Below are 13,617 nucleotides of genomic sequence, written 5' to 3'. Positions count from 1 at the left end.
ATGCCACCCGGCCCACCGACGGGATCACTGGTTGAGGACGACGTCCATCTCGGAGAAGAACTGCGTCACGGCCTCGTCGACCGTCGTGGTGCCGAAGTTCAGCTCGGTGCCCAGCACCCGGAACTTCTCCTCGAGGGTGCCGTAGCCGACGATCGGCACGGGCGGAGCGTCGCCGAGGCGGTCGGCGATCGACTCCTCGTAGTCCTTGACGAGCTGGCTCATGGGATCGAGCTCTGCGGCCTCGAGAGCGGTCTCGGATGCGGGGAGGCCACGGTTGGTGCCGAAGATCTCGCCGGACTCGGGCGAGTTGACCAGGAAGTTGACGAGCGTCGCCGCCGCCTCCGGGTGCTCGGTCTTGGCCGAGATCGTGTGCAGCATCGAGGGCTTCAGGTACAGATCCTTCGCGCCCTCCTTCGTGACCGGCGGGGCGACGAGGCCGAGCTCGGTGTAGCTCTCGCCGAGGTTGGCGAGGTAGCCCGCACCGAAGTTGTCCCACGTCAGCTCGCTGGCGTTCTTCGCGGCGTCGAACGCGGTGAGGGGGTTGAGCTCCTCGACGACCTGCTGCGGAACGACGACTCCGTCACGGATGTCGTCTCCGGCCTCCCAGAACTCCTTCAGACGGTCTTCGTCGAAGCCGGGCGTGCCGTCTTCGTCGAACAGGTTCTTGCCCTCGCTGCGCAGCTGCAGCTCGAAGTTCTGGATGCGCCCCGTCCAGTCGGACCCGCCCCAGAACTCACCCGCGCCGGCATCGGTGATCTCGCCCATCCACTCGTCGTAGTCCTCCCAGTCGCCCCCGGGGAACTCCTCGACGCCTGCGGTCTCGAGCAGCTGGGGGTTGGTGAAGACGCCCCACGCGTTGGTCGAGGTGGTGATGCCGTAGGTCGTGTCATCGACGACGCCGATGCCGAGGATGTTCTCGGAGAGCGGCTCGGTGTCGATGACCGAGCCGAGGTAGGGCTCGAGGTCGAGCAGCAGGCCGTTCTCCGAGTACTGACGCAGGTACGAGTAGTCGAACTGCATGACGTCGGGGAGTCCGCCGCCGGCGGCCTCGGTCTGGCGCTTCTCCCAGAACTCCGGGAACCCGAGGAACGTCGCGTTCACCGTGATGTTCGGGTACTCCTCATTGAACGCCTCGATCGCCTGGTTGTAGAGATCGGCGCGGACGTCGTTGCCCCAGAACGCCAGGTCGAGGGTGACCTTCTCGTCGGGGTCGTACGTGGGCTCGCCCTCGGGGCTGCCTCCGCCGGCGCAGCCGGCGAGTACCAGCGCTGCGCTGGTGGCGACGGCCGCTGCGGCCGCCAGACGCTTCTTGCTGAACATCGTTGTCCTCTCTGATGAACGTCCTCGTTCGGCAGGGCCGCGGAACGCCTGTGTCCATGTGGTGCGGGATGCGATCTCCATCGTGCGGGGAAAACGCTTACCTGCACGCTAATCCAGATTGAAACGTTTCGCAACCGGCAATTCGCGGCGGGGATTACATCGATTACCGCGGGGTCTTCGATCCTCTCACGATCAGCTTCCCGCCCTCGACCTCGAGCCCCACGCGATGCACGGCGGATCGCCTCTGCTCGCCCGTCGCAGCGTGGGCCGGAGCCCGCTCCGCGGCGGCGGCGAAGAAGTAGAACCACAGGTCGTCGCCGACGCGCACCTGCGCGCCGTGACTGCCGACCCCTCCGGTCGGCAGATCAGCGAGGATCACGGCATCCGCATCACCCTGACGCGTCCAGCGCGTGCCGTCGTCGGAGCGATAGACGCCCATCCCCCGCCACTCGTCCACGATCAGCCACCAGAGACCGCCGAGCTCGAACACGGTCGGCCCCTCGTGCGGCCGTCCTCCGATCGCGACGCCGTCGAGGGACCAGTCCACGAGGTCGGGCGATGACGCGACCATGGTCACCGAGTCCGCCGCCTCATCCTTGTACCAGAGGCGCCACAGTCCGTCGGGCGTGCGCGCGACGGCCGCATCGATCACACGATCGCTGCTCAGCACGAGCGGGCCGCATCTCGACCAGTGCCTCAGGTCGTCGGAGGCGTACTCGACGATGGCGCGAGCGAACCCCGGCCAGCGGTCGGGAATGCCGTCGATCTCGGTGAGATGCATCCGCCAGCGCGCACCGTCCCAGAAGACCTCCGGGGCCCAGTGCGTGCGGTCGACCTCGGCGGGCGGCGGGCCGGGCTCGAGGACGAGATCGGATGCCGTGGGCTCGAGCGTTCCGTCGTAGCGCCAGTCCAGACCGTCGGTCGATGTCGCGACCCCGATCCGGCTGCCGTGCACCCACGACACCCCCGGTCCCGCATCGGCGAGGCTCGCCCGACGCTGGGTGTAGAACATCCACCACAGCCCGTCGGCGTCGACCACGACCCGCGGGTCGGTGGCGCCGTCGTAGACGGGGTCGCGGTAGAGCTCTCTCATCTGCGGAGATCGGCGACCGGACTCGCGAAGCCGGCCCGGTGCGTGGGGTGCGAGCCCAGCAGCTCGGGGGTGATCACCGTGCCGTCCGCAGCGGCCGAGGCGTAGATGGCCGCCACGATCTCGAGTGAGCGCGCCGGCGCATCAGCGGTAGGAGGCAGGGGTGCGCCCTCGAGCAGAGCGTCGAACACGTCGCGCAGCAGCGGCTCGTGGTCGCTGCGCTCCTCGGCATCCGGGAACGCCCATCCCTCGGCCTCCGACTCGAAGCCGGGCGCCGGGGTGATCCGCCAGTTCTCATGACCGTGGCCGTAGACGTGGTCGACCGTGACCGTGGCCTTCTGGGTGTCGATGCGGATCGAGCTCGTCTCTCGCGGCGACACGGCACTGGTGACGAGCTGCGCGACCACTCCCTGGCCGAAGACGATGGTCGCGGTCGAGACGTCCTCGGTCTCGGTCTCGCGGTCGAGCCGCCAGAGCCTGCCCTGCACCGACGACCAGTCGCCCAGCAGGTGAGCGAGCAGGTCGATCTGGTGGATGCCGTGGCCCAGGGTCGTTCCGCCGCCCTCCGTCTCCCACTTGCCGCGCCACGGCACCGCGAAGTAGCCGGCGTCACGGAACCAGAGCGTCTGACACACGGCGACGAGCGGGCGGCCGAGGGCTCCGCTCTGCAGCAGCCCGCGCACGTGCGCCGCGGCCGTGCCGGTGCGCTGCTGGAAGACGACCGCCAGCTGCCTGCCCGCGGCCTCGGCCGCCGCGCGCATCTCGTCGAGCTCGTCGAGCGACGGTGCCGGCGGCTTCTCGACGATCACATGCGCGCCGGCTGCGAAGGCTGCGAGCGACTGCGAACGGTGCGGCCCGGGCGGCGTGCAGATGAGCATGACGTCGGGGTGCTCGGCGGCGAGCATCTCGTCGAGGTCGCCGTAGGCGGCATCGATGCCGTATCGGCCGGCGAACTCCTGCGCCTTCTCCCGGCTGAGGTCGGCGACGGCGACGAGCTCGGCGCGCGGGTACGCGGCGACCGCGCGGGCGTGCGCGTTCGCCACCGCCCCGGTGCCGACCAGGGCCGCGCGAAGGGTCTTCTCGGTTGTCATCGTTCCTCCTCAGGACGCTGAGCCGGGGTCATCTGATGCCGTTCTGCACCAGGTGCAGGCGGGCGTATCGCCCGTCGGCGGCGAGCAGCTCGTCGTGCGAGCCCTGTTCGACGATACGTCCGTGCTCGAGCACGACGATGCGATCGGCCTGCCGGATCGTCGACAGCCGGTGCGCGACCACGAGCGTCGTGCGACCGCGCATGAGCCGTTCGAGGGCCTCTTTGACGAGTCCCTCGGACTCGGGGTCGAGCGCGCTCGTCGCCTCGTCGAGCAGCAGGATCCGCGGATCGCGCACGAGCGCGCGGGCGATCGCCAGACGCTGGCGCTGACCACCCGAGAGGCGCGCTCCGCGCTCGCCGACCACCGTGTCCCACCCCTGCGACTGCTCGCTCACGAACTCCCACGCGTTGGCGTCTCGCAGCGCCTGTTCGACGCGATCGGGCGTGACGTCGGGCATGCCGTAGGCGATGTTGTCGAAGACCGATCCCTCGAACAGCACCGACTCCTGCGGCACGACCGAGATCGACCGGCGCACTGTGCGCAGGTCGAGCTCCTGCATGTCGGCGCCGTCGAGCACGATGCGGCCGCTCGTCGGACGGACGAATCCGAGCACGAGGTTCAGGAGGGTCGACTTGCCCGAGCCCGACGATCCCACGAAGGCGACCGTCTCGCCGGGGGCGATCCGCAGATCGATCTCGAACAGGGCGTCGTCGTCGGCATCCGCGTAGCGATGCGTCGCAGAATCGAGCACGATCTCGCCGGCGACCGCCGAGACGACGCGCTTGCCGGAGTTCTGCTCGATGTCGGGCTCTTGCAGCACCTCGGCGATCGAGCGCACCGACTCGAGCCCGCGGGCGCCGACGGGAATGAGCATGAGCAGCTGGGTGAGCCCGCCGGTCAGCAGCGTGAAGTAGCTCGAGAGCATCACGACCTCGCCCGGCGTGATCGGGAGGAAGCCGGTGAGCGCGCACACGGCGGCGAGCATGAGGCAGGCGACGCCGAGCAGCTGCATCGCGACCCAGGAGATCGAGGCCACCCGGCCGTTCAGCAGGTCGAGGTCGAGTCCGGCGCGGCGCACGCCATCCGCCCCGCCCGCGACGCGGTTGATCGCCGTCTCCTCGAGCCCGTGAGCGCGTGTCACCGGGATCAGCGACGCCATCTCGCCGACGCGGGCCGACAGCGTCTCGATCTCGCGCCGGAAGACCTCGTTGCGACGCTGCGATCGATTGCGCATGCCGTAGCGGATGCCGATCGCGATCGGCACGGCGAGGGCGTACACGGGAAGGAACTGCGGCACGGTGACCGCCGTCATGCTGAGTGCGCCGAGCATCACCATGGTCGACGACAGGAGCGGATGCGTGACCTGCTGCAGCATGAGCTCGACGTTCTCGACGTCGCGCACCACCTTCGTCTGCACGATCGACGAGCTCATCCTCGTGTGGTAACCGATCGAGAGGCTCTGCAGTCGCGCGGTGAGGGCGTTGCGGAGATCGGCACCGAGGTCTCGCACCACGGTCATGAAGTTGCGGGTGTAGATGATGTGGTTCGGGTAGTTCTGCAGCAGCAGCACGGCGGCCAGCGCGAACCACCACAGCACCTCGGTGACATCGCCGTCGCTCGCCACGACGTCGATGATCGCGGCGGTGATCACCGGCAGGAACCAGAGCGGGATCTCCTTGATCGCGAAGGCCGTGATCGCGAAGGTCAGTCGCCAGTGACGGCGGGCGACGAGGCGCAGCACGGAGCGGGTGGGGTGATCACCGTCGATGAGCGCGGCCGGATGGGAAAGCGCTTTCTGTGCCATGGTCCTATCGTAGAGTCACCGCACCCGTCTGGGAAGCGCGACCATCCGAATCAGCAGGAGCAGCCATGACCTTCGACGCAGCATTCGACTGGGCACGTGGTCACGTGCAGGCGGAGCGCCTGCCGACAGCCGTGCTCGGCATGGCCACCGCCGACGGGATCGTCGACCTCGAGGGCTTCGGGGCCGCGACGGATGCCGTCTACCCGCTGTTCTCGATCACGAAGGTGCTCACCGGCATCACGGCGACGCGCGCCATCGAGAGGGGTCTGCTCACCCCGAACACTCCGCTCGCCGACGCCCTGCCGCAGTTCGGCACCTCTCGTGACGACATCGTGCGGCTGTGGCACCTGGCATCCCACACCTCGGGGATCTCCGAGCCGGCTCTCGACACCGCGCTTCCGCTGCGCGACGAGCTGCTCAGCCAGGGGCGGGACTTCGCCGCCGGCACCGCGTCGCGGTATTCCACCCTGGCCTTCGAGGGGATCGCGGCGCTGATCGAGCACGCGACCGGTTCGACCTGGGATGCCGGCACATTCGACTGGGCGCATCGCATCGGCGCGATCAGCCTGACCCTCGACCCGAGCGAGTCCCTCGGGGTTCCGGATGCCGCGGCCGGCGGACTCGACCTCGACCGGTTCCACGCCACGCGTGCTCCCGGCGCAGGACTCCTGGGCAGAGCCGAGGATCTCCTGCACCTCGGCGCCGAGCTGCTGCGCATCGGCCAGGGCGCGAAAGACGGCATCCTGTCTCCGGCGGGACTGGCCATGATGCTCCGCCCGCTGACCGGCGCGATCCCCCGCCTCGACCCGTACCCCTCTGAGCGCGGTCAGGACTGGGGCTTCACGTTCAACCTGCGCTCACGAGCGCCGGGGCTGGTGGACCGTGACGTCTTCGGCCACGGCGGGTGGGCGGGCACGGAGTTCTGGGTGCACCCGACGGCGGGCGTCTGCTGGGTGCTGCTCACGAACGCGGCCGTGCGCCCGGGCGTGGACGCCGATCAGCTCGACAACGCGGTCATCACCGCCGTGTGACCGCCGACGCTCGCTTGACACGTCGCTCGCCCGTGTCTAGGGTTGAGACATTGAATGAAACGATTCAAAATCCGCTCGATGAAGAGAGAACCATCATGACCCGCGTCGCGTTCCAGTTGCAGGTGCGTCCTGAACTGCTCGACGAATACCTCGCCCGTCACTCGCCGGTCTGGCCCGAGATGCTGGGCGAGATCGCGGCAGCCGGCCGCCGCAACTACTCGCTGTTCCTCGCCGAGGGCGGCACGCTCGTCGGCTACTACGAGACCGACGACGATGCCGCCGCCCAGGCGTATCTCGCCGCCTCCCCCGTCGCCGCGCGCTGGGAGTCCGAGATGAGCCGATTCTTCATCGGTCTCGACGGACGCCCCGACCAGGCCGCCACCGCACTCGCCGAGGTGTTCCACCTCGAAGACCAGCTCGCCGACGCCGGCGACTCCCCCGCATCAGACATCGACAACCGCACCGACACCGAAGGCAGCGCCTCATGAGCATCCTCTCGTCCGACAACCTCGCCGCCCTCGAACAGCAGGGCATCGAACTCCCCAGCTGGGCGTTCGGCAACTCCGGCACGCGCTTCAAGGTGTTCGGCACGCCCGGCACGCCCCGCGACCCGTGGGAGAAGATCGCGGATGCCGCGCAGGTGAACAAGTACACGGCGCTCGCACCCTCGGTCGCCCTGCACATCCCGTGGGACCTGGTCGACTCGTTCTCCGACCTGCGCAAGCACGCCGAGGACCTCGGCGTGACCCTGGGCACCATCAACTCCAACACGTTCCAGGACGACGACTACAAGTTCGGCGCGCTGACCCACGAAGACCCGTCGATCCGCCAGAAGGCGATCGACCACCACCTCGCCTGCATCGACGTGATGGATGCCACGGGCAGCCGCGACCTGAAGATCTGGCTCGCCGAGGGCTCGAACTACCCGGGGCAGGCCGACCTGCGCGGCCGTCAGGACCGCCTGCAGGAGTCGCTGCAGCAGATCTACGCACGCCTCGGCGACGACCAGCGCCTCGTGCTCGAGTACAAGTTCTTCGAGCCGGCGTTCTACCACACCGATGTTCCCGACTGGGGCACGTCCTACGCCCAGGTCTCGTCCCTCGGCGACAAGGCCATGGTGTGCCTCGACACGGGCCACCACGCACCCGGCACCAACATCGAGTTCATCGTCATGCAGCTGCTGCGCCTCGGCAAGCTCGGGTCGTTCGATTTCAACTCGCGCTTCTACGCCGACGACGATCTCATCGTGGGCGCGGCCGATCCCTTCCAACTGTTCCGCATCCTGTTCGAGGTCGTGCGCGGCGGCGGCCTGAACAACCCCGATGTGGCGTTCATGCTCGACCAGTGCCACAACGTCGAGGACAAGATCCCCGGTCAGATCCGCTCGGTGCTCAACGTGCAGGAGATGACGGCGCGTGCGCTGATCGTCGACCGCGACGCCCTGACCGCGGCGCAGAAGTCCGGCGACGTGCTCGCCGCCAACGCCGTCTTCATGGACGCGTTCTACACCGACGTGCGCCCCGCGCTCGCCGAATGGCGAGAGTCGCGCGGCCTCGCAGCCGACCCGATGGCGGCCTACGCCGAGTCGGGCTACCAGCAGAAGATCGCCGCCGACCGCGTCGGTGGCGTGCAGGCCGGCTGGGGCGCCTGAGCCCGCACCCCGACCCGTCGGGATGCGGGAGCCGATCCCCGCATCCCGACGCCCCCCGACAGAACGGATGACACCGTGAACGAGCAGGTGCTCGACGGACCGCACGGACCGCTGCGCGTGCGGGTGTACACCCCGACCTCTCCCGTCGGCCCCGGACTCGTCTGGGTGCACGGCGGAGGGTTCGCCGCCGGTGAGATCGACATGCCGGAGGCCGACTGGGTCGCGCAGAGCTTCGCCGAGCGCGGCATCGCCGTGGTGTCGGTCGACTACGCGCTGGCTCCCTTCCCTCGCACCTGGGCTGCGGCAGCCGGGGCACCCGAGCGAGAGGGCGTGCACTACCCGGTCGCCTCCGAGGAGGTCGAGGCCGCATTCCGTTGGGCGGTCCACTCCGGCCTCACCGAGGGGCCGTGGTCGATCGGCGGAGCGAGCGCCGGCGGCAACCTCGCGGCCGGCGCGGCACTGCGCCTCAGTCACGGTCCCGGGCCCTTCCCTGCGCTCGCGGTGCTCGCCTATCCGACGCTCCACGCCGTGCAGGCAGCCCCGGATGCTGCGCTGCGCGCCGCTCTCGACGCGGACCCCGATGCCGACGTGTTCGGCCCCGACCCGGTGCGCGGCATGTACGAGAACTACCTCGGCGGACCGGTCGACGGTGGCGACGTCTACGCCGTGCCCGGCACCGCGTCCCCCGCCCAGCTCTCGCATTTCCCCGCCACGATCATGATCAACGGCGAGGTCGACGAGCTCCGTGTCTCCGGCGAGGCGTTCGGCGCCCTGCTGCGCGACGCGGGCGTCGAAATCGACATCTCGACCGAGGCGGGCACCCGCCACGGCCACCTCAATCAGCCCGAACTCGCGGCAGCGACAGCATCGATCGACCGCTTCGCCGCCCGCATCCTCGCCACGTCTCCACAGAACAGGGAACAGCCATGACCAACCCCACCGCCGCCGCCCTCATCGAGCGGTCGAACCGCCTGGGCGCCGACCCGAAGAACACCAACTACGCCGGTGGCAACACGTCGGCGAAGGGCACGGAGACCGACCCCGTCACGGGTCAGCCCGTCGAGCTGATGTGGGTCAAGGGTTCGGGTGGAGACCTCGGCACGCTCACAGAGCAGGGTCTCGCCGTGCTGCGCCTCGACCGCATGCGCGCACTCGTCGACGTCTACCCGGGCCTCGACCGTGAGGACGAGATGGTCGCCGCGTTCGACTACTGCCTGCACGGCAAGGGCGGTGCAGCTCCGTCGATCGACACCGCGATGCACGGGCTCGTCGACGCCGCGCACGTCGACCACCTGCACCCCGACTCGGGCATCGCGATCGCCACCGCGGCCGACGGCGAAGAGCTGACGGCGAAGATCTTCGGCGACAAGGTCGTGTGGGTTCCGTGGCGTCGCCCCGGATTCCAGCTCGGACTCGACATCGCCACCATCAAGGCGAAGAACCCGCAGGCCATCGGCACGATCCTCGGCGGCCACGGCATCACCGCCTGGGGCGACACGTCGGAGGAGGCCGAAGCCAACTCCCTCTGGATCATCGACACCGCGGCCGCCTACATCGAGGCCAACGGCAAGGCCGATCCGTTCGGCGGCGTCCGTGCCGGCTTCGAGGCACTCCCCGAGGCCGAGCGGCGTGAGCGCGCAGCGACCCTCGCCGGCACCATTCGCGGGATCGCGTCGACCGACAAGCCGATGGTCGGCCACTTCACCGACTCCGACGTCGTCCTCGACTTCCTCGCCTCCGAGCGCGCCCCTGAACTCGCGGCTCTCGGCACGAGCTGCCCCGACCACTTCCTGCGCACCAAGGTCAAGCCGCTGATCCTCGACCTGCCGGTCACGGCATCCGCCGATGAGCAGATCGCCCGTCTGCACGAACTGCACACCGAGTACCGCGCCGACTACCAGGCCTACTACGACGCGCACGCGACCGCCGAGTCGCCCGCGATCCGCGGCGCCGACCCGCTCATCGTGCTCGTGCCCGGCATCGGAATGTTCTCCTACGGCGCCAACAAGCAGACCGCCCGCGTCGCCGGTGAGTTCTACGTCAACGCGATCAACGTCATGCGCGGCGCCGAGGCACTGTCGACCTACTCGCCCATCTCTGACGCCGAGAAGTTCGACATCGAGTACTGGGCGCTCGAAGAGGCCAAGCTGCAGCGCATGCCGAAGCCGAAGTCGCACCAGGGACGCATCGCCTTCGTCACCGGAGCCGCCAGCGGCATCGGCAAGGCCATCGCCACCCGCCTCGCCGCAGAGGGCGCCTGCGTCGTCATCGCCGACCTCGACCTCGAGAAGGCACAGGCGGCCGCCGCCGAGCTGGGCAGCACCGACGTCGCGATCGGCGTCGCGGCGAACGTCGCCGATGCGGATGCCATCCAGGCGGCGCTGAACGACGCCGTGCTCGCGTTCGGCGGCGTCGACCTCGTCGTCAACAACGCCGGTCTCTCGCTGTCGAAGCCGCTGCTCGAGACCACCGAGAAGGACTGGGATCTGCAGCACGACGTCATGGCCAAGGGCTCGTTCCTCGTGTCGAAGGCCGCGGCCCGCGTGCTGATCGACCAGAAGCTCGGCGGCGACATCATCTACATCTCGTCGAAGAACTCCGTCTTCGCCGGCCCCAACAACATCGCCTACTCGGCGACCAAGGCCGACCAGGCCCACCAGGTGCGGCTGCTGGCCGTCGAGCTCGGCGAGTTCGGCATCCGCGTCAACGGCATCAACCCCGACGGTGTCGTGCGCGGCTCGGGCATCTTCGCCTCCGGCTGGGGCGCGAACCGTGCCGCGACCTACGGTGTCGCCGAAGAGGACCTCGGCCAGTTCTACGCCAACCGCACGATCCTCAAGCGCGAGGTCGTTCCCGAGAACGTGGCGGATGCCGTCTACGTGCTGACGGGTCCCGAGCTGAGCCGCACGACCGGTCTCCACATCCCGGTCGACTCCGGCGTCGCTGCGGCGTTCCTGCGATGACGGTGCGGTCCGTCGCCGCCGTCGACCTCGGAGCGACCAGCGGTCGCGTCATGATCGGCCGGATCGGCGACGGCCGGCTCGACCTCGAACTCGTCTCGCGGTTCCCGAACGGGCCCGTCGAGCGCGAAGACGGTCTGCACTGGGACTTCGGCGCTCTCTACGAGCACGTCGTCGCAGGGCTCGCCGAGGCGGTACAGCGCGAACCGGCGATCGAGAGCGTCGGCATCGACTCGTGGGCCGTCGACTACGGCCTGCTGCGAGACGGCGAACTCCTCGCCGAGCCGTTCCACTACCGCGACGCGCGCACGGCGCGCGGCGTCGACGAGGTGCACACGGTCGCGCCCTTCGCCGAGCTCTACGGCCGCAACGGACTGCAGTTCCTGCCGTTCAACACGCTGTACCAGTACCGCGTCGATGCCCGCCTCGCCGACGCCGACACCGCGTTGCTCATTCCCGACCTCATCGCGTTCCTGCTCACCGGAACAGCGGTGGCCGAGCGGACGAACGCCTCGACCACCGGGCTCCTCGGCGTCGAGTCGGGCGAGTGGGACGCCGAGCTCGCCGAGCGCATCGGCATCCCGACGCGCATCCTGCCGACGCTCGTCGATCCGGGCGAGACGATCGGCACACTCCGCGCGGACCTGGTCGAGCGCATCGGCAAGAAGCTGCCGGTGATCGCGGTCGGGTCGCACGACACAGCATCCGCCGTCGTCGCCGCTCCCCTGGCGACCCCGCACTCCGCCTACATCTCGTGCGGCACCTGGGGGCTGGTCGGCGTCGAGCTGATCGAGCCGGTGCTGACGGATGCCGCGCGCGAGGCGAACTTCACGCACGAGCTCGGCGTGGACCGTCGCTACCGCTTCCTGCACAACGTGACGGGGCTCTGGCTGCTGAGCGAGACCGTGCGCGCGTGGGAGACGGAGGACGGCTCGCGGATCGACCTTCCCGAGCTGCTGGCCGCGGCATCCGCCGTGACGGACGACGTGCCCCTCTTCGACGCGAACGACGCGTCGCTCAGCGCACCGGGAGACATGCCCGCGCGCATCACGACACTGCTCGGGGCCGAGGCTCCGACGACGCGACCCGCGTTCGCCCGGTCGATCGTCGAGTCGATCGCGACCGCCTTCGCGGATGCCGTGCAGACGGCAGCCGATCTGTCAGGGCGCGAACTCGACAGCATCCACCTCGTGGGAGGCGGCTCGCTGAACCGTCTGCTGTGCCAGGCCACCGCGGATCGCACCGGCCGTCCCGTGCTCGCCGGCCCCGTCGAGGCGACAGCCCTCGGCAACGTGCTCGTGCAGGCACGGGCTCTCGGCGCCGCCCCGGCATCCCTCGAGGAGCTGCGCGCCCTCGTCGCCGCGACGCACGAACCGGAGCGCTTCGACCCGCGCTGACTCCCTCACGCCCGTCGCAGCCCCTCATCCGACCGCCCGTATCCCCGATGGCTGCCGGTGCGAATCCCTGTGCGGGTGCGGATGCCCGCCCTCTCAGGCGCCGGAGAACGCACACCGCGGCGCACACGGAAAGGGGCGCCGAGGCCGAAGCCCCGACACCCCTCCCGAACTCGACTCAGAAGTCGAACTCGCCGATGTTGTCTGCGTTGAACTCGAACGGGTCGCCGAGAAGAACGACGCCGTCGGCGCCGACCGTGTACTCGCCGAGGTCTCCGGCCTCGAAGGTGTCGCCCTCTTCGCCGGTGATCTCACCCTCGATCAGCGCCTTGGAGGCGAACGCGGCCAGGTAGCCGAGGTCGGCCGGGTTCCACAGCGCGAACGCGGTGACGGTGCCGTCTTCGACGTACTCGCGCATCTGGTTCGGCGTGCCGAGACCGGTGATGGCGACCTTGCCCTTGTAGTCCGAGGTGGACACGTACCGCGCCGCAGCCGCGATGCCGACCGTGGTGGGCGAGATGATGCCCTTCAGGTTCGGGTGGCTCTGCAGCAGCGCAGCGGTCTTGTCGAACGACGTCTGGTCGTCGTCGTCACCGTAGACGGTCTCGACGATCGTAATGTCGGGGTACTCGCTGGCGACGTACTCCTTCATCAGGTCGATCCAGGCGTTCTGGTTGGTCGCGTTGGCGGATGCCGACAGGATCGCGACCTCGCCGGCTCCGCCGATCTGGTCGGCGATCAGGTCGACCTGCACCTTGGCGATGCCCTCGGAGTCGGCCTGGTTGATGAACAGGTCGCGGCACTCGGGGTTCGTGTCGGAGTCGAAGGTGACGACCTTGACGCCGGCGTCACGGGCCTCGTTCAGCGCGTCGCAGATCGCCTTCGGGTCGTTCGCCGAGACGACGAGCGCGCCCACGGCCTGCTGCGTCGCGGTGTTGATGTAGCTGACCTGGGCGTCGGGGGTGGCTTCGGCCGGGCCGACCTCGGCGAACGTGCCGCCGAACTCGTCGACGGCGGTCTTGCCGCCCTCGCTCGAGGTGTCGAAGTACGGGTTGCCGAGGTTCTTGGGCAGGAACGTGATCGCGAGGTTGTCGGATCCGCCTTCACCCTCTGAACCCGAGCCTCCGGATCCGCCGCTGGTGTCGGCGCAGCCGCTCAGCACGAGCGCTGCGGCCACGGCGACCGCCGCGAACCCCGCGATCTTCTTACGTGCAAACGTCATTGTTCTTCCTTTCGTGATGATCACCGCTGGCGGGTGCCGGCGATGAGAGGCTGC

Annotated in this window: 11 protein-coding genes; 6 read left to right on the top strand and 5 right to left on the bottom strand. The window is 69.2% G+C overall.

The genetic code is table 11. The annotated features are described in order from the left end of the window. Window positions 1-24 precede the first annotated feature (24 nt). The 4 genes from BMW26_RS02955 to BMW26_RS02940 form a co-directional block, all read right to left on the bottom strand. Entirely contained in the window at window positions 25-1,320 is a 1,296-nt protein-coding gene (locus BMW26_RS02955; RefSeq protein WP_053098762.1) for an ABC transporter substrate-binding protein, read from the bottom strand. Window positions 1,321-1,483: 163 nt separating this feature from the next. Next, window positions 1,484-2,413, bottom strand: a complete 930-nt coding sequence (locus tag BMW26_RS02950) for a hypothetical protein (RefSeq protein ID WP_072590722.1) — start codon at window positions 2,411-2,413, stop codon at window positions 1,484-1,486. Continuing rightward, window positions 2,410-3,501, bottom strand: a complete 1,092-nt coding sequence (locus tag BMW26_RS02945; protein ID WP_072590721.1) for a Gfo/Idh/MocA family protein — start codon at window positions 3,499-3,501, stop codon at window positions 2,410-2,412. Before BMW26_RS02945 ends, BMW26_RS02950 begins: the two co-directional genes overlap by 4 nt. Window positions 3,502-3,529: 28 nt before the next feature. Beyond that, window positions 3,530-5,305 (bottom strand): ABC transporter ATP-binding protein, encoded by a 1,776-nt coding sequence (locus tag BMW26_RS02940; protein ID WP_072590720.1) that lies wholly within the window; start codon window positions 5,303-5,305, stop codon window positions 3,530-3,532. A 65-nt stretch (window positions 5,306-5,370) separates the two neighbouring features. On the opposite strand from BMW26_RS02940, the gene BMW26_RS02935 reads away from it, so the two are divergent. The 6 genes from BMW26_RS02935 (at window position 5,371) to BMW26_RS02910 (ending at window position 12,344) form a co-directional block, all read left to right on the top strand. Next, window positions 5,371-6,336 carry a serine hydrolase domain-containing protein gene (locus BMW26_RS02935; protein ID WP_072590719.1) on the top strand — a complete coding sequence of 322 codons (966 nt, stop codon included), beginning with the start codon at window positions 5,371-5,373 and terminating at the stop codon, window positions 6,334-6,336. Window positions 6,337-6,431: 95 nt separating this feature from the next. Then, entirely contained in the window at window positions 6,432-6,824 is a 393-nt protein-coding gene (locus tag BMW26_RS02930) for an L-rhamnose mutarotase (protein WP_072590718.1), read from the top strand. Further along, window positions 6,821-7,987, top strand: coding sequence for an L-rhamnose isomerase (gene rhaI / locus BMW26_RS02925; protein ID WP_053098756.1), 1,167 nt, complete (start codon window positions 6,821-6,823; stop codon window positions 7,985-7,987). Before BMW26_RS02930 ends, rhaI begins: the two co-directional genes overlap by 4 nt. A gap of 75 nt (window positions 7,988-8,062) precedes the next feature. Then, complete coding sequence (locus BMW26_RS02920) at window positions 8,063-8,917, top strand: alpha/beta hydrolase (protein ID WP_072590717.1); 855 nt, start codon at window positions 8,063-8,065, stop codon at window positions 8,915-8,917. Next, window positions 8,914-10,950, top strand: a complete 2,037-nt coding sequence (locus tag BMW26_RS02915) for a bifunctional rhamnulose-1-phosphate aldolase/short-chain dehydrogenase (RefSeq protein WP_056276821.1) — start codon at window positions 8,914-8,916, stop codon at window positions 10,948-10,950. The genes BMW26_RS02920 and BMW26_RS02915 overlap by 4 nt, the downstream gene beginning before the upstream one ends. Then, window positions 10,947-12,344, top strand: a complete 1,398-nt coding sequence (locus BMW26_RS02910; RefSeq protein ID WP_072590716.1) for a rhamnulokinase — start codon at window positions 10,947-10,949, stop codon at window positions 12,342-12,344. Before BMW26_RS02915 ends, BMW26_RS02910 begins: the two co-directional genes overlap by 4 nt. A gap of 175 nt (window positions 12,345-12,519) precedes the next feature. On the opposite strand, the gene rhaS is transcribed toward BMW26_RS02910, so the two are convergent. Further along, window positions 12,520-13,563, bottom strand: a complete 1,044-nt coding sequence (gene rhaS, locus BMW26_RS02905) for a rhamnose ABC transporter substrate-binding protein (protein WP_056276817.1) — start codon at window positions 13,561-13,563, stop codon at window positions 12,520-12,522. Window positions 13,564-13,617 lie beyond the last annotated feature (54 nt).

The organism is Microbacterium sp. 1.5R (genome assembly GCF_001889265.1).
Taxonomy (GTDB): Bacteria; Actinomycetota; Actinomycetes; order Actinomycetales; family Microbacteriaceae; genus Microbacterium.
This window is presented reverse-complemented; position numbering and strand designations above follow the sequence as displayed.

Excerpts from the sequence above, each read along its gene's own strand:
- BMW26_RS02955 (WP_053098762.1), bottom strand. The coding sequence starts at position 1,320 with ATGTTCAGCAAGAAGCGTCTGGCGGCCGCAGCGGCCGTCGCCACCAGC.
- BMW26_RS02950 (WP_072590722.1), bottom strand. The coding sequence starts at position 2,413 with ATGAGAGAGCTCTACCGCGACCCCGTCTACGACGGCGCCACCGACCCG.
- BMW26_RS02945 (WP_072590721.1), bottom strand. The coding sequence starts at position 3,501 with ATGACAACCGAGAAGACCCTTCGCGCGGCCCTGGTCGGCACCGGGGCG.
- BMW26_RS02940 (WP_072590720.1), bottom strand. The coding sequence starts at position 5,305 with ATGGCACAGAAAGCGCTTTCCCATCCGGCCGCGCTCATCGACGGTGAT.
- BMW26_RS02935 (WP_072590719.1), top strand. The coding sequence starts at position 5,371 with ATGACCTTCGACGCAGCATTCGACTGGGCACGTGGTCACGTGCAGGCG.
- BMW26_RS02930 (WP_072590718.1), top strand. The coding sequence starts at position 6,432 with ATGACCCGCGTCGCGTTCCAGTTGCAGGTGCGTCCTGAACTGCTCGAC.
- rhaI (WP_053098756.1), top strand. The coding sequence starts at position 6,821 with ATGAGCATCCTCTCGTCCGACAACCTCGCCGCCCTCGAACAGCAGGGC.
- BMW26_RS02915 (WP_056276821.1), top strand. The coding sequence starts at position 8,914 with ATGACCAACCCCACCGCCGCCGCCCTCATCGAGCGGTCGAACCGCCTG.
- BMW26_RS02910 (WP_072590716.1), top strand. The coding sequence starts at position 10,947 with ATGACGGTGCGGTCCGTCGCCGCCGTCGACCTCGGAGCGACCAGCGGT.
- rhaS (WP_056276817.1), bottom strand. The coding sequence starts at position 13,563 with ATGACGTTTGCACGTAAGAAGATCGCGGGGTTCGCGGCGGTCGCCGTG.